The sequence below is a fragment of the Burkholderia sp. B21-005 genome (assembly GCF_020843965.1).
In the GTDB taxonomy this organism is placed as follows: Bacteria; Pseudomonadota; Gammaproteobacteria; order Burkholderiales; family Burkholderiaceae; genus Burkholderia; species Burkholderia ambifaria.
The window spans coordinates 2,584,977-2,604,611 of sequence record NZ_CP086302.1; the positions used below are offsets into that span (position 1 = coordinate 2,584,977).

The following is a 19,635-nucleotide window of genomic DNA, read 5'->3' on the forward strand; positions in this document are numbered from 1 at the left end:
TTCGCCGCTCACCAGTTCCACATCGAGCCGTCGCGCAGCCGCGCGACCGGCAGGTACGCGCGCTCGTACGGATATTTCGCGGCCAGCGTCTCGTCGATGTCGACGCCGAGGCCCGGCACGTCGTCCATCACGAGATAGCCGTCCTCGAAGCGGTAGTTGTGGGGAAACACTTCATCGGTCAGCGTGCTGTGCGGCATCAGTTCCTGGATGCCGAAGTTCGGCGCCCACAGCCCGAAGTTCACGGCCGCCGCCATGCAGACGGGCGACAGGTCCGTCGCGCCATGGAAGCCGGTGCGCACCTGGTACATCGCCGCGTAATCGGCGATGCGCCGCACGTGCGTGATGCCGCCCGCGTGCACGATCGTCGCGCGGATGTAATCGATCAGTTGGTCGCGGATCAGGTCCTTGCAATCCCAGATCGAGTTGAACACCTCGCCGACCGCGAGCGGCGTCGTCGTGTGCCGGCGGATCAGGCGGAATGCGTCCTGGTTCTCCGCGGGCGTCGCGTCCTCCAGCCAGAACAGCCGATGCGGCTCGAGGTCGCGACCGAGCCGCGCGGCCTCGATCGGCGTGAGCCGGTGATGCGCGTCGTGCAGCAGGTGCGGCGCATCGCCGACCGCGTCGCGCACCTTGCGGAACAGTTCCGGCGTGTGACGCAGGTAGAGCGCGGTGTCCCACGGCTCCTCGGGCGGCAGACCCTTCTCGGCCGGCTCGTACGCGCCGGCCGTCTTGCCGACGCCGTACACCTTGTCGAGCCCCGGCACGCCCGACTGCACGCGGATCGCGCGATAGCCGGCCTCGATGTGCGCACGCACCGCGTCGACCGCTTCCTCGTGATCGCGCCCGTTCGCGTGGCCGTACACCATCAGGCCGTCGCGGCTCTTGCCGCCGAGCAACTGGTAGACGGGCATGCCCGCGAGCTTGCCCAGGATGTCCCACAGCGCCATGTCGATCGCGGCGATCGCCGTCATCGTCACGGGCCCGCGCCGCCAGTACGCGCCGCGATACAGGTATTGCCAGATGTCCTCGATGTTGCGCGGGTCGCGGCCGACGAGGCACGGGAACACGTGGTCTTCCAGGTACGCACGCACCGCGAGCTCGCGCCCGTTGAGCGTCGCGTCGCCCAGGCCGTGGACACCCTCGTCGGTCACGATCTTCACCGTCACGAAGTTCCGGCCCGGACACGTGACGATGGTCTGCAAGCGTTCGATTTTCACAGCGCTCCTCCAGCGGGCGATTCAGATGTCAGTCGACAAAGTAATGGGGCGCGCGGCTGCGCACTTCCGGCAGGTGCGAGCCGATCCGGTCGACGTGCGCCGCGACCGATGCGCCGAGCAGCGCCATGTTGCGCGACGCGATGTGCGCGAGGATCTGTTCGTGTTCCTGCAGCGCGCGGCGCGCGTGATCCTCGACGCGATCGAGCAGCAGCCAGCGCACCCGGTCGAACTGGCGCTTCATCGGCTGCAGCATTTCCCACACGTGCGGCCGGCCCGCGAACGCGAACATCCGTCCGTGCATTGCCTCGTCGAGATCGAAGAACGCTTCGACATCGCCGGCGGCCACCGCGTCACGCTGGGCGTCGATGATCCGCGACAGCTCCGCCAGTTGCGCCGGCGTGATCTTCTGCGCGAGCTCGACGTGGTTCGCGCATTCGAGCGTGCTGCGCGCGAAGCGCCCTTCCTCGAGGATCGACACCGGAATCGGCGCGACCAGCGTGCCGACCTTGCGGATGATCTGCACGAGCCGCTCGTCGGCGAGCTGCGCGAACGCTTCGCGCACCGGCGTGCGGCTGACCTTGATCGTCGTGGAGATCACCGCCTCCGACAGCGCGGTGCGCGGCGGCAACGCGCCGCGCACGATCGCGTGGCGCAGCAGCGCGTGCACCTGCTCCGTATATGACCGGCTCTCGTCCAGCGAGAACCCCTGCAACGCCGTGACGACGACGTCCGCTTCTTCCACTACTGCCGCTTCGCTCATGGTTGCGATTGATCCGACTCGATATCGATAACTACCATGGTACATAACCGGTCGAATTCAGGCGATCTGGCGTTTACACCAATAACTTCGCGAGGAAACTCGAAATAACCTGCACGCATTCGACCATCTACCATGGTACACACCACCCCTGATCGCCATGCCATCCGCCCCCGATTTCCTGCGCACCGCGCCGCCCGGCACGCGCCGCCCCCGTTATGACCGGCGGGCGGTCCACACCGGCATCGTCCATCTCGGCCTCGGCGCGTTCCATCGCGCGCACCAGGCGCTTCATACGGAAACGGTGCTCGAACAGGGCGATCTCCGCTGGGGGATCGTCGGCGTCGAGCTGCGCCGGCGCCATACCGTCGACCTGCTCGCCGCGCAGGATCACCTGTACACGGTGACCGAACGCGACGGCCACGGGGCACGCACGCGCATCGTCGGCGCGGTGCACGGCGCGCTGTTCGCGCCCGAATCGCTGCCCGCGCTGCTGGCGCTGATCGCCGATCCGGCGGTGGCGATCGTCAGCCTGACCGTGACCGAGAAGGGCTATTGCCGCCGCCCCGGCGGCGGTCTCGATGCCGACGATCCCGCGATTCGCCAGGATCTCGCGACGCCCGACGCGCCGCGCACCGCGCTCGGCGTGATCGCGGCCGGCCTGCGCCGGCGGCCGGCCCATGCGCCGCTGACCGTCGTGTGCTGCGACAACATGACGTCGAACGGCGACACGCTGCGCGCGCTGCTGATCGACTATGCGGAACGCATCGACGGCGCGCTCGCGCGGCGCATCCGCGACGACGTCGCGTTCCCGAACAGCATGGTCGACCGGATCGTGCCGGCCGCGACGCCCGAATCGCTCGACTGGGCGCACGCGCATCTCGGCGCGCGCGACGCGGCCGCGATCGTCTGCGAGCCGTTCTCGCAATGGGTGATCGAGGATCGCTTCGCCGGCCCGCGCCCGCGCTGGGAAGACGCCGGCGCGCACCTCGTCGGCGACGTGCGGCCCTACGAAACGATGAAGCTGCGGTTGCTCAACGGCTCGCATTCGGCGATCGCGTATGCGGGGCAGCTGCGCGGCCGCGCGACCGTGTCCGACGCGATGGCCGATCCGGCGATCGCGGCGCTCGTCGACGGCGTGATGACGCGCGACCTGCTCGCGACCGTCGACGTGCCGTCCGGTTACGACGCGCACGGCTATTGCGCGACGCTCGTGCAGCGCTTCCGCAATCCGACGCTCGCGCATCGCACCGAACAGATCGCGATGGACGGCACGCAGAAGGTGCCGCTGCGCTGGTTGCCGGCGCTCGGCGAAAGCGCGGCGACCGGGGTCGAGCGTCCCTGCCTGGAACGCGCGCTGGCGCTCTGGCTGCACTACGTCGCCACCGCGCGCGACGAGTCGGGCCGGCCGCTCGCGATCAGCGATCCGGGGGCGGCCGCGCTCGGCGCGACGCTGTCGGCGGCCGGCGATGCAACCGGCGCGGTTCGCGGCGCACTCGGCAGCGGCGCGCTCGCCGGTTCGACCGTATGGCCCGATGCATTGATCGCGCGCGTCGGCGCGCATCTGTCGACGCTGCGCACGCACGGCACCGACGCGCTGCTCGCGCCGTTGCACACGCGCTGAACGAACGCTCATCACGGTTCGCCGCAACCGCAGCGAACCGCGCAATGCCCCTGCCCGCCGATGGCGATACCGACGCGGCGATCGATCGACACGACATGACGGCCGGCCCACCGGCACGAAGGAGACAGACAATGAAGCAGAAGTCGCAGGCGTGGTTCACGGTGTTCCTGCTGTTCCTGGTATACGGGATCAACTATCTCGACCGCGTCGCGCTGTCGATCGTCGCGCCGATCGTGCAGACCGATCTCGGCATCGATGCCGCGCAGATGGGCCTCGTGTTCAGCACGTTCTTCATCGGCTACGCGCTGTTCAATTTCATCGGCGGGCTCGCGTCCGACCGGCTCGGGCCGAAGCTCGTGTACGTGCTGTCGGTCGGATTGTGGTCGGTGTTCTGCGGGATGACCGCGCTCACCGTCGGCTTCGTGAGCCTGCTGATCGTGCGGCTGCTGTTCGGCATGGCCGAAGGGCCGCTGTGCTCGGCCGCGAACAAGATGGTCAACAACTGGCTGCCGCGCGACGGCGCCGCGACCGCGATGGGCCTGCTCAGCGCCGGCTCGCCGCTCGGCGGCGCGATCGCCGGGCCGATCGTCGGCCTGCTGGCCGCGCAGTTCGGCTGGCGGCCGGCGTTCTGGATCGTGTGCGCGATCGGTCTCGCGTGGGTCGTCGTGTGGATGACGTCGACGTCGGACCGTCCGGCCGCGCCGGCCGGCGATGCGCCGGATGCGCGTGCAGCAACGCGTGCGGCATCGCCCGCCCACGCGCCTGCGGCCGCCGCCGCAACGCCGGCGCACACGCTGTCGCACTACGTGCGCCAGCCGCGCATCATCGCGACGGCCGCCGCATTCTTCAGCTACAACTACGTGCTGTTCTTCTTCCTGAGCTGGTTCCCGAGCTACCTCGTGCGTGCGCACCATCTGAACATCAAGGAGATGAGCGTCGCCACTGTCGTGCCCTGGCTCGTCGGCACGGTCGGCCTCGCGTGCGGCGGCGCGATCTCGGATGCGCTGTACCGGCTCACCGGCAACCTGCTGCTGTCGCGCCGGATCGTGCTCGTCACCTGCCTGCTCGGCGCGGGTGCTTGCGTGGCCGTCGCGGGCGCCGTGCAGTCGACGCAGGGCGCGGTCGCACTGATGTCGGTGTCGCTGTTCTTCCTGTACGTGACGGGCGCGATCTACTGGGCGATCGTGCAGGACGTCGTGCATCCGACCCGCGTCGGCGGCGTCAGCGGCTTCCTGCATTGCATGGGCAGCCTGTCGGGCGTGATCGGGCCGGCCGTGACCGGCTTCATCGTCGAGCGCAGCGGCTCGTTCGCGTCCGCGTTCGTGCTGGCCGGCGCAATCGCCCTCGCGGGCGCAGTGCTGGCCGGCGTGTTCGTGCGCAACGTGCGGCCGTCGAACGTGCTGCGCGAACGCACCGTGCACTGACTTTCCACGGCTGACGAAGGCCGCGCGGCGCCGCATGAACGGCACCGCGCGGCCTTGGCGTTTGCGCCAATCATCGCCCCCTCGAATATCTCCCATCCGATATCGCGATTTCCGGTATCGATCGCGCGCCTCTAGACTGGCTACGCGATGGCGCCGCATCGCCGGCAGCACGGCGATGCATCACGCCCCCCACAACAACGACATGGGAGAGATCGATGTCCGACCGGCATGCGCGCCGCGGCGCGCTCAAGACACTCGGCCTCGCGGCCGGCACCGCGCTGCTCGGCGCAGCGCGCGTCGCCCAGGCGGCCACACCCGAAACCGGCGCGCTGCTGGCCAGCGGTGCGACGCATCTCGCCGAGCTCACCCGCCGCCTCGCAGCCGCGCCGAGACGGCGCGACTTCAAGACGGTGCCGATGATCGTCGAGCGCCCCGATCAATGGGATCACGCGGCGCTCGTGGAAGTCATCGGCTATCGCGGCGGCCCGAAGCAGGTGTGGGACAACACGGAGATCGGCGGCCCGTGGCTGAACCTGATGCGCAATGCGCTGAACGCGCAGATCTGGGGGTTCGGTCATCCGGACTTCCTCGTCGTGTCGGCCACGCACGGCGCCGCGCATCTCGCGCTGTTCGACCAGCTCGCGTGGGACAAATACGGCCTCGCGAAATTCGCGGGCGCCGCGTTTGCGACCAACACGCTGCTCGCCGCGAAACCCGCGCAGTCGAAAGACGCGCACGACCACGAACTGGCCGACGGCGCATTCTCGTCGCACGACAACAGCATCGCCGCGCTCGAGCAGCGCGGCGTCGTGTTCCTGTCGTGCCACAACGCGATCTGGGAACTCGCCGAACGGCTCGAGCGCGCGAGCGCGAATCCGGACAAGCTGCCGCTCGACGCCCTCGCCGCCGACCTGACCAACCATGTGATTCCGTCGGCGATCGTCACGCCGGGCGCGGTCGGCACGCTGCCCGAACTGCAGCACGCCGGTTTCACCTACGCGAAGTGAGGCGCGCCATGACATCGATCCGTACGCGCGCTCCGTTGCAACGCGGGTGGCGCACGGCGCTGCAGGCGGCGCTGGCTGCGCTGGCTGCGCTCTGCTGCACGTCGGCGCTATCGCTCGCGGCACCGGCCGCCCCTTCCACCAGCGTCTTTCCGCCGTGGCAGGACGGCCGCAACAACGACGCGACGAACCGCGGCCTCGAATTCACGGTGCCGCAGGTCGACGTGCTCGCCGATTTCCATGGCGACCTCACCGCACCGAAGCTCGTCCTGTACGTCGGCGGCAATTACTTCTTCGCGATGGCGCCGCTCGTCGCGAAGTTCGAGGCCGATCATCCCGAATACCGCGGCCGCATCTACTGGGAAACGATCCCGCCCGGCCTGCTCGTGCAGCAGATTCACGCGGGCGGCACGATCACCGTGGGCAACATGACGTGGACGGTCAAGCCCGACGCGTATTTCGCGGGGCTCGGCAAGATCGACGATCTGATCGCGGACGGCACGCTCGAAGGGCCGGCCGTGCCGTACGTGACGAACCAGCTGACGATCATGGTGCGCGCCGGCAACCCGAAGCACATCGCGTCGCTGAACGATCTCGCGCGGCCCGACGTGCAGCTCGCGATGCCGAACCCGGCATTCGAAGGCGTCGCGCGGCAGATTCGCGCGTCGCTCGTGAAGGCCGGCGGCGATGCGCTCGCGCGCACCGTCTACGACGACAAGGTGCGGGCCGGCACGACCGAACTCACGCACATCCATCATCGGGAAACCGCGCTGTTCCTGATGCAGGGCCGCGCGGACGCCGGCGTGCTGTGGCAGTCGGAAGCGGCGTTCCAGGAACAGGTCGGGCATCCGCTGATGCACATCGACATCCCGGCCGCGCACAATACGACGGCGATCTATGCGGGCGCGATGGTGAAGCACGCGCCGCATCCGGAAGCCGCGCGTGCATGGCTGGCGTTCATCCGGTCGCCGGACGCATTCCGGATTTTCACGCGCTACGGCTTCGGGCAATACGACGCGACGGCGCCGACGCCGCATCTCGCGCCGCCTCTCGCGCCACGGCAAGACCGGCCCGACGCGGGCTGAGCGCGCGAGCGCACGCGCAACAAGACAGACAACAAGGAGGGGACACGTGAACGATTCGGTCGACCTACCGCGACGCCGGTTCGCGCCGCTGCTGCTCGCCGCGGCCGCGCTGCTGGCCGGCCACGCCCGCGCGGACGACATCGCGCTCGGCAAGACGATCGCCACCCAGGGCACGACGACGGGCGTGGCCGCCTGCGTCGGCTGCCACGGTGCACAGGGTGAAGGCAACGCGGCCGCCGGCTTCCCGCGTCTTGCCGGCACGAACGCTGGTTACCTGTCCGTGCAACTCGCCGCGTTCGCGGACGGCAGCCGTCAGAACCCGGTCATGCAGCCGCTCGCGAAACAGCTGTCGCCGCACGATCGCGATGCGGTGTCCGCGTATTTCGAGAGCCTGCCCGCGCCGCCGGCGATCACGACGTCCGACGCCACGTCGATCGATCCGGCCAACACCGGCGCATGGCTCGCGACGCGCGGACGCTGGTCGCAGGGCCTGCCCGCGTGCGCGCAATGCCACGGCGCGGGCGGCCTCGGCGTGGGCGCCGCGTTTCCGCCGCTCGCCGGCCAGCCGGCCGCGTATATCGCGGGCCAGCTGAACGGCTGGAAGCACGGCACGCGCGCACCCGGCCCGATGGCGCTGATGCCGATGATCGCCGGCAAGCTGTCCGACGCCGACATCGACGCGGTGGCCGCCTACTATGCGCGCGGCGGCGCCGCGAACGGAGAAAAACAATGATCAAGCGCACGAAGTTGATCCGCGGCGCGCGCGCCGCGCTGCTCGGCGCGGCCTGGCTGCCCGCGCTAGCCTGCGCGGCCGCGCCGCAGGACGCACCGGCCGCCGCTTCCGCCACCGCGGTGGCGCCGCTTCCCGCCGCGGCGAAGCCGTTCACGCCACCGCCCGAATCCGCGATCCCTGCCGACGACTTCGGCAAGACCGTGAAACTCGGCGAGCAGATCTTCCTGCACACGCCCGAGTACGCGGGCAAGTACGTCGGCAACAAGCTGACCTGCGCGAGCTGCCACCTCGACGCGGGCCGCCGGCCCGATGCGGGCCCGATGTGGGCCGCGTACCTGCTGTACCCGGCCTACCGCAGCAAGAACGGCCACGTGAACACGTTCGCCGAACGCCTGCAGGGATGCTTTCGCTACAGCATGAACGGCAAGGCGCCGCCGGCTGGCGACCCGATCCTCGTTGCGCTCGAAACCTATTCGTACTGGCTCGCGAAGGGCGCGCCGGTCGGCACCCGGCTGCCCGGCCAGGGTTTTCCGAAACTGCCGCCGCCCGCGCAAAAGGCCGACTACGCGCGCGGCGCCGCCGTCTACACGCAGCACTGCGCGCTGTGTCACGGCGCGGACGGCCAAGGACGGTCGAGCGGCGACAAGCCGGTCTTTCCGGCGCTGTGGGGCGCACGCTCGTTCAACTGGGGGGCGGGGATGGGCGACATCCGCAACGCGGCCGGCTTCGTGAAGGCCAATATGCCGCTCGGGCTCGGCGGCACGCTGACCGATCAGCAAGCGTGGGACGTCGCGACCTTCATGGACAGCCACGAGCGTCCGCAGGACCCGCGCTTCACCGGCTCGGTGCAGGACACGCGCGCGAAATTCCACGACACGCCCGACTCGATGTACGGGCGCGAGGTGAACGGCCACGTGCTCGGTGCGCCGTGAGGTCCGCCCGCCGCGGCCTGCGCGATCACGGATGCCAGCGATACACGACGAGGCTCGACCCGTTGTAGTTGTCCTTCGTGATCACGTATTCGCCGGTCGAGCGCCGGTACGCGCGGATGCCGTACATCGAGTCGACGTCGTTGCCGACGTCCATCGCGGACGTGTTCGAGTTCGTCAGCGTGGTGACGAGGCTGCCGGTGTTCAGGTCGAACACGTCGACGTTCGGCACCGTGTGCACGTAGCCGACGAACAGGTAGTGGCCGGCCGCCGCCATCGATTTCGGGTTCGCGCTCGTCAGGTCGATCGCCACGTTCGGCGTGCTCGTGTTGCCGGCCTTCCAGCCGCGATAGACCTCGATGTGCCCGTTCATCGCGGTCCAGTCCCAGCTGCCCGAGATGCCCTGCGCGAGGATCATCGTGTCGCTGTCGGCCTGGTAGATGATCCGCGTGAGCGGCAGCACCGTGCGCGGAATCTGGATCTGCTCCGGCGTGCCCCATGTCGGCTTGCCGGTCGCATCGAAGCCCTTCATCGGATAGTGCGAGATGTTGTTGGTGCGATCGAGCCCGGCCCATACGTCGCCGTTGTCGTCGAGCGCGAAACCGGCCGTCACCTGCAGGGTCGTGTTGAACGGCTTGCCGGGGATCGAGCCGTCCGGAATCGCGATATAGCCGCTCGCGTTGTTGAAGTGATAGAGGTTGTAGTTGCCCGGGTTCTGCCCGGTCGCGACGAGCATCCGCGTGCCGTTCACCAGCGCGAGCTGCCCGAAATGCTGGCCGCGCTGGTAGTCCTTCATGTCGAGGCGCGGGTCCTTCGGATAGGTGAACGGATCGATCGTGTTCGCGACGAACGTGCCGCCCGCCGTACCGGTATAGACGTTGTTGCCGCTGTAGAAGAACGCGCCGTCGGTCGCCGGGTCGGGCGCGGCAGCGCCCTCGAAGTTCAGCGCCTGCAGCTTCCATTGCAGCACGCCCGTCGGGCCGTACGAATGGAGGTCGGTGCTGCCGTTGCGCCCGAGATCCCAGCCGCCGCCCCACGCGTTGTTCAGCACGTACAGGTTGCCGGCCGCGTCCTTGCCGATGCCCGCGACGCGCGTGAAGCGCTTGTCGCCGACTTGCCCCTTGATGCCCGACGTCGTGTCGAGATAGCCGCCCTGCACGCCGAACGTGCCGACCTGCACGGGCTGGCCGGCGAGCGTGTAGATCTTGATGTTCATGTCGGGGCCTTCGTCGCCCACCAGCATCTGCCCGCTCGGCGCGTCGAAATACAGCGACGCCGGCCGCGCGCGGGCCGCTATCTGGATCGTGTTCATCGCCGTGCCGGTCGGGCTGAACTGCGCGACGATGCCCGCGCTCTTGCGTGCGACCCACAGGTTGCCGCCGGCGTCGAGCGCCAGCGCGCCGGGCCCCGAGACGCCGATGTCGCGCTGCCACACGCCGTCCGTCGTATACACACGCACGCGGTTGCCGTAGAAGTCGCTCACGTACAGCAGGTTGCCGGTCGTCGCGAGGCCGGTGATCACGTCCGCGTACTGGATGCCCGTCCACGTGCTGACCGGGATGCGCAGGTCGCGCTGGTTCGTGCTGCGGTTGTAGCGGCCGACCGAGCCGCTGCCGAAGGTGCGGTTGTAGCCGAGCGCGACGAACAGCGAGTTCGCGTTGCCGGTGATCGCGCCGCCCTGGAATTCGTCGTGGATGCCGATCGTGCCGAGCGTCTGCCCGTTCTGGTAGATCGCGACGCCGCCGGCATTCTCGTCCCAGCGCGACGCCGTATAGATCACGCCTTCGGGCGCGACCCACAGCGAGCGCGCGCCGTTGCCGACGTGCGCGGCCAGCGTGCCGAACGTGTTCGCGAGCCAGTCCGTCGTGTATTGCGCTTGTGCGTGACTGACCGGCGCCAGCATTGCCATGCACAATCCAAGCAATGCCGCGCGAATTTGTTTCGATAACATGAATGATGCTCCCGGACGATCGCCTGTCGATACTCTAGTTCGACGCGTATGAAATATTGGTGATTTCTGCAAAAACCCGTTCATTTCCACCACGAATGACTCATTACGTTCTTTTACCGCGTGACAGTGGTTGGCCGACGCCGGAGCATCCCGGGACCAGCGCCTGGGCTCCCGCCGGACAGCGCTGTGGCGATTCATCGTTACCGGCACTTTGTTCCGAATTTCCTAATGCAAATGCGTCATTTTTTCTGATACACGCACATTGAATTTCCATTGCCGGCAAATCGACTCGATGATTACAAATCGAAATTAAAATGAAAGAGAAAAAATATTATCCGCAGCATGTTGCATTGCCGGGAAAATCGTGAAGAAGTGAAATAAGGCGGGGCGCGGCGGAATGCGGTTGCCGATGAAGACGGAGGGATAAACGAAGGTGCGCCGCACGTGCGGCGAAGCGTGATGCGGGCCGTGTTGAATGGAGAATGGAGAAGGCCGTACGCCGGCCCGGCGTGCGACCGGCGGCCCGCAGCGCGCGCGGGCCGCCGGTCGCGCGCGTGGCGTCAGAACTTCTGGCGCAGGCCGAGGCTGACGATCGCCTGCGACCGCGAATCGGACGAGTGGCCGTTCGCCTTGTCCGACACCGACGCGGTCGCGGCCACCGGCCGACCGAGTGCGTCGAGCGTCGTGCCGGACGCACGCTGGTAGGCGCCGAGCAGGTACACGCTGGTGCGCTTCGACAGGTCGTAGACCGCGCCGAGCGTGACGTTGTGATACTGCGCGCGGTTGTCGATGCCGTCGACGTCGCTGCCGCGCGTGTAGCTGTAGCCGGCGAACAGCTGGGTCTGCGGCTGCACGTTCCAGCGCGTGAACACGCCCGCGACGTTGAACGTCGCATGACCGTTGAACAGCGACTGCGCGCCGCTGCGGTACTGCACGTTGCTGTAGTTCACGCCGACGACGGCCGGGCCGAAGTCGTACGTCGCGCCGGTCGCGATGACCTGCTGCGACTGCGCGCTCGCATAGCCTTCGTTGATCGACGAGTTGAACAGCCCGTCGTCGGTGCTCTGCCATTTGCCGGCCGTCGGATCGGTCGCGCCCGTCTTGCTGTTGTCCGAGCGCTCGTAGCCGACGCCCACGCGCAGCGGCCCCGCCGCGTATGCCGCGCCGACGCTCCACGTGTTGCGCTGCTTCATGCTGCCCGGCTGGCTGCCGAAGCCGTACAGCGCGCCGAACGTGAAGCCCGCGTAGTTCGCGCTCGTGTACTTGATCGAGCTGTCGACGCGTGCGGTCTGGTCGAGGTCGTCGATGTCGCCCGGGTGCGCGCCGAACCCGCCGATGAACGACGACGGGCCGACCGGGCTCACGAAGTCGTTGAGCGACGTGTACTGGCGGCCGAGCGTGACCGTGCCGTAGCGGTTGCTGCCAACGCCGACGAACGCCTGCCGGCCGAACTGGCGGCCACCCTGGCCCGACGTGCCGTTGGTGATGTCGAAGCCGCTCTCGAGCACGAACAGCGCGCGCATCCCGCCGCCGAGATCCTCGGAACCCTTGATGCCCCAGCGGCTGCCCGACAGGTTGCCGGTGGTCAGGCCGACCTCCGAATGCCCGGTGTAGGCGCCCGGCGAGCCGACCCGTTCGTTGCTGCGATAGGTCACGCCCGCGTCGACGATGCCGTACAGCGTGACGGAGCTTTGCGCGGATGCGATGCCCGCGAGCGAGAGCAGCAGCGGTGCTGCGATCAGTTGCTTGTTCATGGTTTTTAGCGTCTCCGGGCGGTCAGCCCGTTGTTCTATGCGAGTAACGCGTGCGGCCGGCGAGATACGCCTGCATGCGAGGCCGACGGCGGTCGCACGCGGGAACGCGCGCGTGCGATACGCGCGCGGCACGTCGCGGCGAGCATGCCCGCCGAGGCCGCCATGGTAGATGGAACCGGTTCCGTTCGATAGCGCAATAATGAAAACAGCTTCTTGCCGATTTCGAGATAATTTGTCGCGCGATGAACGTCGCTGTACGGCGTGGAGCCGCGCGCCCGATAATCGAGCGCGCATCTGCCATCGGGAGTCTCCGTCATGCCTGAAACCACCCCCGCTGATCTTCGCCGCCGCCGCAGCCCGTGCTGCTCGCGCTGTATCGGCGTCATGCTGCGTAGGGGCGTCGGCACGCGCATCGCATCGTTCGCGACGAGCGCGCGATGAGAATCGCCGCGCCGCCCCGCGCCGGCGTCCCCGGCCTGTCGCTCCGGCAACTCGACCGCACGGATCTCGACGCGTGGTACGCGTACCTGTCGAACCCCGACGTCGTCCGCCACACCAGCTGGAACCTGCATTCGCGCGACGACCTGCTGCCGCTGTTCGACGGCATCGATTCGGCCCAACCGGATTCGATCCGCCGGCTCGCGATCGTCGATGATGCAGCGGCTGCGCTCGCCGGGACGATCGGGCTGCATACGGTGTCCACCGCGAACCGCTCGGCCGAGATCGCGTACGACCTCGCGCCGTCGCACTGGGGGCGCGGCATCGCGAGCGCGGTGTGCGCGAGCGTCACCGCGTGGGCATTCACCGAAGGCGGCTTCATGCGCATTCAGGCCGTCGTGCTGACCAGCAACGCCGGCTCCAAGCGTGTGCTGCAGAAATGCGGCTACCGGTACGAGGGATTGCTGCGCGCCTACCGGATGGTGCGCGGCGTGCCGGGCGATTTCGCGATGTACGCGCGCATCGCGACCGACTGAAGCGCCGGCCGACCGATGGCCGACGCTCGACGCGCGGGTCCACTCGCCGTCGGCGCGATTGGACGCGCCACGCCGAATTGGCGACAATCGCCGCTCCCCGCCTCGACTTCCTCGCCATGAAAATCGCCGCGCTGTCCGACATCCACGGCAACCTCGCCGCGCTCGACGCGGTGCTCGACGACGTGCGCCGCCGCGGCGCCGACCTGATCGTCAACCTCGGCGACATCGTGTCGGGCGCGCTCCATCCGGCCGAGACGGCCGATCGCCTGATCGCGCTCGACCTGCCGACCATCAAGGGCAATCACGAACGGCAACTGCTGAGCGGCGATCGCGAAACGATGCGGCTCTCCGATCGCTGGGCGCACGACACGTTGCGCGACGACCATCGCGCGTGGATCGCCGCCTTGCCCGAACGCCTGACGCTCGACGACGACGTGCTGATGGTGCACGGCACGCCCGCCAGCGACCTCGTCTATTTCCTCGAAACGGTGACGCCCGACGGCTGCCGCGCGGCGACGCCCGATGAAATCGCGCAGCGTGCGGGTAACGCGCCGGCGTCGCTGATCCTGTGCGGCCACACGCATGTCCCCCGCATCGCGAAGCTCGACGACGGCCGGCTGATCGTCAATCCGGGCAGCGTCGGGCTGCAGGCGTACACGGACGATCAACCGCATCCGCACCGGATCGAAACGGGCTCGCCGCATGCGCGCTACGCGATGGTGTCGCGCACGCCGGCCGGCTGGCACGCCGAATTCCACGCAGTCGAATACGACTGGCACACGGCCGCCGACACCGCGGCAGCGCGCGGCCGCGACGACTGGACCGTCGCGCTGCGCACCGGCCGGTGCTGACGGATCCCGCGCGATCCTGCCGTCGCATCACGCATCACGCAGCATTCGCCAGCGTCAGCCGCGCTTCGAGCCCGCCGCCATCCGTCCGGTTGCGCAACGTGAGCGTGCCGCCCATCGCGAGCGCAAGCTGCCGCGCGATCGCGAGACCGAGCCCCGTGCCGCCCGTCTCGCGATTGCGCGACGTCTCCACGCGCCGGAACGGTTCGAACACCGCGTCGAGCTGATCGTCCGGAATACCGGGCCCGCGATCGCGCACCGCAATGACCGCGCCGCCGCCCGACGCCGCCTGCACGTCGATCTCGGCCGCGCCCGCAAACTTCAGCGCGTTGTCGACGAGGTTGCCGACGATCCGGCGCAGCGCCTTCGGCCGCGTGACGAGCGCGAGCGGGCCGCCGCTGTGCAGCGCGACGTCCTGCCCCGCATCCGTGTAATCGCACACGATGCTGTCGAGCAGCGCATCGAGATCGATGCGGCGCGCGGCCTCGTCCGTGCCGTGCAGCGTGCGCGCATAGGCGACGCCCTCCTTCACCAGATGCTCCATCTCGATCAGGTCCTGGCGCAGCTTCGCGCCCTGCGCGTCGTCGTCCATCACGTCGACGCGCAATCGCATGCGCGTGATCGGCGTCTGCAGGTCGTGCGAGATCGACGCGAGGATCTGCATGCGTTCGGCCATGTACTGCGCGATGCGGTCCTGCATCGCGTTGAACGCCCGCGCGGCACGCGCGACTTCGGACGGCCCGCCCTCGTTCAGGCGTTCGCCCTTCAGGTCGGGGCCGAGCGCGTCGGCCGCCCGCGCGAGCTGGTTCAGCGGCCGCGTCGCGAGCCGCACCGCGAGCCAGCAGCACGCGGCCAGCACCGCGAGCTGCAGCGCGAGCACCACCGGCAGCCAGCCCGACAGCGGCACCGTCGACATCGGGTGGATGTCGATCGTCAGCGGCGAGCCGTCGGTCAGGCGCAGATGCACCTGCAGATGCTCGCGATCGCCCGGGATCGCGTTCGCGGTCAGCGGGTAGTCGCCGCCGATGCCGTCCGAGATCGACCGCTCGACGCGCGCCGACAGCCGCGCCTCGGACGGCGTGCCCGTCTCGCCGGGCCCGAGGATGAACACGTAGCTGCGCCGCGCGAGACGCGGCAGCCATGCGGCGCGCTCGCCGGGCGGCAGGTGGTCGAGCAGCGCGACCGAACTCGCGACCTCGCGCTCGATGTAGCCCATCATCAGGTTGGTGGTCGCTTGGTCGCGCTCCATCACCGTGAGCCAGAACGACAGCGTCTGCGCGAGCGCGAGGCCCACGCACAGGATCAGCGCGAGCCGCGCGAACAGCGAGCGCGGCCAGTGCCACAGGGTGCGCGCGCTCATGCGTCGCCTTCGACCGTGGTCACCGCCGACGAGAACACGTAGCCCTCGTTGCGCAGCGTCTTGATGTAGCGCGGCTCGCGCGCGCCGTCGCGCAGCCGCTGGCGCAGCCGGCTCACGAGCAGGTCGATCGACCGGTCGAACGGATCGGACTGGCGGCCCTGCGTGAGGTTGAGCAACTGGTCGCGCGTCAGCACGCGCTGCGGATTGTCGAGGAACACGCGCAGCAGCCGGTATTCGGCGCCGCTCAGCGCGACCAGCGTGCCTTCGGCGTCGAGCAGGTGACGTCCCGTCGTGTCGAGCCGCCATTCGCCGAACGCGAGCATCTCGGCCGTCTCCGTCACCTGCATGCCGGGCGGCAGCATGCGCGCGCGGCGCAGCACCGAGCGGATCCGCGCCAGCAGCTCGCGCACCGCGAACGGCTTCGCGAGATAGTCGTCGGCGCCCATCTCGAGGCCGATGATGCGGTCGGTTTCCTCGCCGCGCGCGGTCAGCATCAGCACCGGCACCGTCCGGAACTTGCCGGCGCGCAGATCGCGGCACAGCGTGAGGCCGTCCTCGCCGGGCAGCATCAGATCGAGCACGATCAGGTCGGGCGCGCCGTCCTCGAGCACGTTGCGCATCTCGCGGCCGTTCGCGGCGAGCGACACGCGCATGCCGTTCTTCTCCAGGTAGTCCGCGATGAGTTCGCGGATCGCGCGATCGTCGTCGACGATCAGTACGTGGTCGATCTTGTCCATGAGTGGGGGTCGGGGTCGTGAGGTTGCGGCTGGCGATGTCCGCCTTTATACCGCACCGCGGGCACGCATTTGTATCCCAATGTATCGCGCCGCCGCGACGACACACAACATTGCACGCACGCGGCTCGCCGGACACATCGCAGATACGTCGGCGCGGCCCAATGAGGGCTGTCGAAACCAGTCCGGCCGACGCGATCGCGCGGCGGCCGGCCGAACCGGAGAACCGCCATGCTGCCCAGACTCAAGACTGCCGCCCTAGTGATCGCGCTCGCCGCCACGGCCGGGCTCGCCGCGTTCGCCGGCACCCGCGACGACGCGGGCATGACGGCCTCGCTCGCCGGCACGCCGGCGCCCGACTTCACCGGCATCGAGCGCTGGCAGAACAGCGCGCCGCTCAAGCTCGCGCAGCTGCGCGGCAAGGTCGTGCTGGTCGATTTCTGGACCTACTCGTGCATCAACTGCATTCATACGATTCCGTACGTGAACGACTGGTACCGGAAGTATCGCGACCAGGGGCTGGTCGTGGTCGGCGTGCATACGCCCGAGTACCCGTTCGAACGCGATCCGAAGAACGTCGCCGATGCGCTCAAGCGCTTCGACATCCAGTATCCGGTCGCGCAGGACAACCGCTACGACACGTGGCGCGCGTACGGCAACCAGTACTGGCCCGCGCTGTATCTGATCGACGCGAACGGGAAGATCGTCTATACGCGCTATGGCGAGGGCGGGTACGACAAGACGGAGGCAGCGATTCGCGAGGCGCTGGCGCAGGCGCATGCTGGCGAAGGCACGAAGGGCGCGACGCGTACGCAGTAGCGAGCGCCGCCCGAGGGCGCGGCATGCGCCCCGCGCGATTCGCCGCCGCTCACTTGAGCTTCGCGTCCGCCTCCGCCAGCATCGCCTCCCCGATCGCGAGATGCCCGTCCGCGATCAGCGCGTCGCCCGCGCCGCGGATATCGTCGACCGCCTTGTTCTGCCCGAGCTTGCGCTTGCCGACGAGCCGCGTGATCTCGATCTGCAGCCCGACGATCGACTGCAGCATCGTGTCGAGATAGTCCTTCGGCGCGTCGGCCATCTTCCACGGCGCCGGCTGCGACGCCTCGTGCGTGCGGGTCAGCCGCGCGACCACGCCGCGCACGAACTTCTCGTCGTCGCGCACCGTGATGCGGCCGTGCGCGTGCACGACCACGTAGTTCCACGTCGGCACCTGCCGGTGCGCGACATGCTTGCTCGGGTACCAGTTCGGCGAGATGTACGCATCGCCGGCACGGAAGATCACGAGCACCTCGTCGCCGTTCACAACCTCCTGCCAGACCGGATTCGCGCGCGCGACGTGCGCATGCAGCTCGCCGAGGCCGCCGTCGCCCGGCAGCAGTTCGAACGGAATGTGGTTCGCGTCGAGCCCGCTCCTGCCATGCGTGATCAGGCTGCCGAACGGATGCTGGACGATCAGTTCGCGCAGCGCGTCGGGACGGGATTCGGCGAAATCGGCGGGGACATACATGGCGGCTCCACGGTCGGACAGGGTTCAGGAACGAACGGGCCTGAAACAGGCGCGTCATGCCCCGATTGTGAGCGCTAACTGGTTTATGCTGTAGAGCCGGTTTCGAACAATTTCAGCAGACCAGAATCATGGCCAGAACCGCCCGGATCGTCGAAATCCCGTCGCTCGGCGCGCTCGACCGCGCGGCCGGCGACCTGAGCCGCCAGCTCGCGCAGGCGTTGCGGGACGCGGTGCGCCGCGGCGACGTGCGGCCCGGCGACACGTTGCCGTCCACGCGGCTGCTCGCGGCATCGCTCGAGGTCGCACGCGGCACCGTCGTCGACGCGTATGCGCAGCTCGTCGCCGAAGGCTTCCTGGAGTCGCGCGGCGGCGCCGGCACGCGGGTCGCGAACGCGCTGGCCGAGCCGCCGGCGGCCGGCGAACCACCGGCCGCGCGACCGCGCGCCGCGCACGCCGGCCTGCCCGAGCCGGCCGCGACGTTCGCGCGGATCGCCCGCGAATTCCGTCCGCTGCCGGCCGCGCCGTTCGCGATCTCGGTGCCGGTCGGGCTCACCGCGCCCGACGACATCTGGCGCCGGCTCGGCAACCGGCTGCGCGCACGCGGTGCCGGTGCGCCGTCCGGCTATGCGGATCCACAAGGCGCGTTACCGCTGCGTGAAGCGATCGCCGATTACGTGCGCCGCTCGCGCTCGGTGCGCTGCAGCGCCGATCAGGTCGTGATCACGAGCGGCACGCAACAGGGGCTGCACCTCGCGAGCCAGGTGCTGCTCGGCGCGCACGATCGCGCGTGGGTCGAGAATCCCGCCTATCGCGGCATCACCGCGCTGCTCGAGAGCACCGGGCGCCGCGACGCGATGGTCCGCGTGCCGGTCGACGCGGACGGCATCGACGTCGAGGCCGGCATCCGCGTCGCACCGGACGCACGCGCGGCATTCGTCACGCCGTCGCACCAGTACCCGCTCGGGATGCCGATGAGCATGGCGCGGCGCAACGCGCTGCTCGGCTGGGCGCGCACGCATCGCGCCTGGGTGGTCGAAGACGATTACGACAGCGAGCTGCGCTACGAAGGCTATCCGTTTCCGTCGCTGCAGGGGCTCGACCCCGATCGCGTGGTCTATCTCGGCACCTTCAGCAAGATCCTGTTTCCGTCGCTGCGGCTCGGCTACGTGATCGCGCCCGACGATCTCGTGCCCGCCTTCTGCGGCGCGCGCGTGCTGATGGATCGCCATGCGCCGACCGCCGATCAGCACGTGCTCGCCACGTTCATCGCGGAAGGCCATCTCGACCGCCACATTCGCCGCGTGCGCGGCGTCTACGCGGAACAGCGCGCGCTGCTGATCGACACGCTCGGCGCGCGGCTGCCGCGCGAGCGCGCATGGGTGCAGCCGGGCGATCAGGGCATGCACGTCGTGCTGTGGCTTGCGCAAGGGATCGACGATCTCGACGTGGTGGCGCGCGCCGCGCAGGCGGGCGTCGCGGTGCGTGCGGTGTCGCCGATGTTCGCGCCGGGCACCGAGCGTCCGGGCCTCGTGCTCGGTTTCGGCGGGTTCGATCGCGCGCGGATGGAAGCGGCCGCCCAGCGGCTCGCGGATGTGGTGGGCGACGCGGCCGGCGCCGACTCATCGGACGAATCGCGATGACGCGACGACCAAAGGTTGTCCGCGGGCAACAAACGTAATCGTCTGTAAATCCTGCAAGAAAACCGGCATTTTGACCACAGCCAACGTTGCGCGG

The 19,635-nt window shown here is 68.9% G+C and carries 17 protein-coding genes; 10 read left to right on the forward strand and 7 right to left on the reverse strand.

Annotated features, from left to right (window positions below; all coding sequences use genetic code 11):
• Nucleotides 1-8 precede the first annotated feature (8 nt).
• Nucleotides 9-1,217: a D-mannonate dehydratase ManD gene (manD, locus tag LMA02_RS28120; RefSeq protein WP_228908389.1), complete on the reverse strand. Its 1,209-nt coding sequence runs from the start codon at nucleotides 1,215-1,217 to the stop codon at nucleotides 9-11.
• A gap of 28 nt (nucleotides 1,218-1,245) precedes the next feature.
• Nucleotides 1,246-1,977 carry a GntR family transcriptional regulator gene (locus LMA02_RS28125; protein WP_228908390.1) on the reverse strand — a complete coding sequence of 244 codons (732 nt, stop codon included), beginning with the start codon at nucleotides 1,975-1,977 and terminating at the stop codon, nucleotides 1,246-1,248.
• A 157-nt stretch (nucleotides 1,978-2,134) separates the two neighbouring features.
• Between LMA02_RS28125 and LMA02_RS28130 the strand changes: the two genes are divergently transcribed.
• The 6 genes from LMA02_RS28130 (at nucleotide 2,135) to LMA02_RS28155 (ending at nucleotide 8,776) form a co-directional block, all read left to right on the forward strand.
• The gene (locus LMA02_RS28130; protein ID WP_228908391.1) at nucleotides 2,135-3,598 is read left to right on the forward strand and encodes a mannitol dehydrogenase family protein; all 1,464 of its coding nucleotides are present in this window, start codon (nucleotides 2,135-2,137) and stop codon (nucleotides 3,596-3,598) included.
• 131 nt (nucleotides 3,599-3,729) lie between these two features.
• Entirely contained in the window at nucleotides 3,730-5,022 is a 1,293-nt protein-coding gene (locus LMA02_RS28135; RefSeq protein WP_228908392.1) for an MFS transporter, read from the forward strand.
• A 215-nt stretch (nucleotides 5,023-5,237) separates the two neighbouring features.
• Nucleotides 5,238-6,029: a transcriptional initiation protein Tat gene (locus LMA02_RS28140; protein WP_228908393.1), complete on the forward strand. Its 792-nt coding sequence runs from the start codon at nucleotides 5,238-5,240 to the stop codon at nucleotides 6,027-6,029.
• 8 nt (nucleotides 6,030-6,037) lie between these two features.
• A complete protein-coding gene (locus LMA02_RS28145) occupies nucleotides 6,038-7,111 on the forward strand; it encodes a molybdate ABC transporter substrate-binding protein (protein WP_228908394.1) in 1,074 nt (357 codons plus the stop codon).
• 46 nt (nucleotides 7,112-7,157) lie between these two features.
• A complete protein-coding gene (locus tag LMA02_RS28150) occupies nucleotides 7,158-7,844 on the forward strand; it encodes a c-type cytochrome (RefSeq protein ID WP_228908395.1) in 687 nt (228 codons plus the stop codon).
• Nucleotides 7,841-8,776 carry a c-type cytochrome gene (locus LMA02_RS28155; RefSeq protein WP_228908396.1) on the forward strand — a complete coding sequence of 312 codons (936 nt, stop codon included), beginning with the start codon at nucleotides 7,841-7,843 and terminating at the stop codon, nucleotides 8,774-8,776. Before LMA02_RS28150 ends, LMA02_RS28155 begins: the two co-directional genes overlap by 4 nt.
• Nucleotides 8,777-8,801: 25 nt before the next feature.
• Here LMA02_RS28155 and LMA02_RS28160 read toward each other — a convergent pair whose 3' ends face one another.
• The gene (locus tag LMA02_RS28160) at nucleotides 8,802-10,724 is read right to left on the reverse strand and encodes an SMP-30/gluconolactonase/LRE family protein (protein WP_228908397.1); all 1,923 of its coding nucleotides are present in this window, start codon (nucleotides 10,722-10,724) and stop codon (nucleotides 8,802-8,804) included.
• 560 nt (nucleotides 10,725-11,284) lie between these two features.
• Entirely contained in the window at nucleotides 11,285-12,478 is a 1,194-nt protein-coding gene (locus LMA02_RS28165) for a porin (RefSeq protein WP_228908398.1), read from the reverse strand.
• 437 nt (nucleotides 12,479-12,915) lie between these two features.
• Here LMA02_RS28165 and LMA02_RS28170 point away from each other — a divergent pair, with 437 nt between their 5' ends.
• Entirely contained in the window at nucleotides 12,916-13,452 is a 537-nt protein-coding gene (locus LMA02_RS28170) for a GNAT family N-acetyltransferase (RefSeq protein ID WP_228908399.1), read from the forward strand.
• A 116-nt stretch (nucleotides 13,453-13,568) separates the two neighbouring features.
• Nucleotides 13,569-14,303 (forward strand): metallophosphoesterase family protein, encoded by a 735-nt coding sequence (locus tag LMA02_RS28175; protein ID WP_228908400.1) that lies wholly within the window; start codon nucleotides 13,569-13,571, stop codon nucleotides 14,301-14,303.
• A 34-nt stretch (nucleotides 14,304-14,337) separates the two neighbouring features.
• On the opposite strand, the gene LMA02_RS28180 is transcribed toward LMA02_RS28175, so the two are convergent.
• Both LMA02_RS28180 and LMA02_RS28185 read right to left on the reverse strand, forming a co-directional pair.
• On the reverse strand, nucleotides 14,338-15,660 hold the full coding sequence (locus LMA02_RS28180; protein WP_228908401.1) for an ATP-binding protein: 1,323 nt from the start codon (nucleotides 15,658-15,660) through the stop codon (nucleotides 14,338-14,340).
• Nucleotides 15,657-16,397 carry a response regulator gene (locus LMA02_RS28185; RefSeq protein ID WP_006750896.1) on the reverse strand — a complete coding sequence of 247 codons (741 nt, stop codon included), beginning with the start codon at nucleotides 16,395-16,397 and terminating at the stop codon, nucleotides 15,657-15,659. Before LMA02_RS28185 ends, LMA02_RS28180 begins: the two co-directional genes overlap by 4 nt.
• Nucleotides 16,398-16,625: 228 nt before the next feature.
• Between LMA02_RS28185 and LMA02_RS28190 the strand changes: the two genes are divergently transcribed.
• The gene (locus LMA02_RS28190) at nucleotides 16,626-17,213 is read left to right on the forward strand and encodes a thioredoxin family protein (protein WP_006750895.1); all 588 of its coding nucleotides are present in this window, start codon (nucleotides 16,626-16,628) and stop codon (nucleotides 17,211-17,213) included.
• Nucleotides 17,214-17,262: 49 nt separating this feature from the next.
• Here the strand turns inward: LMA02_RS28190 and LMA02_RS28195 are convergent, their stop codons facing one another.
• Nucleotides 17,263-17,901: an FMN-binding negative transcriptional regulator gene (locus tag LMA02_RS28195; RefSeq protein ID WP_228908402.1), complete on the reverse strand. Its 639-nt coding sequence runs from the start codon at nucleotides 17,899-17,901 to the stop codon at nucleotides 17,263-17,265.
• A gap of 128 nt (nucleotides 17,902-18,029) precedes the next feature.
• On the opposite strand from LMA02_RS28195, the gene LMA02_RS28200 reads away from it, so the two are divergent.
• Nucleotides 18,030-19,541, forward strand: coding sequence for a PLP-dependent aminotransferase family protein (locus tag LMA02_RS28200; protein ID WP_228908403.1), 1,512 nt, complete (start codon nucleotides 18,030-18,032; stop codon nucleotides 19,539-19,541).
• Nucleotides 19,542-19,635 lie beyond the last annotated feature (94 nt).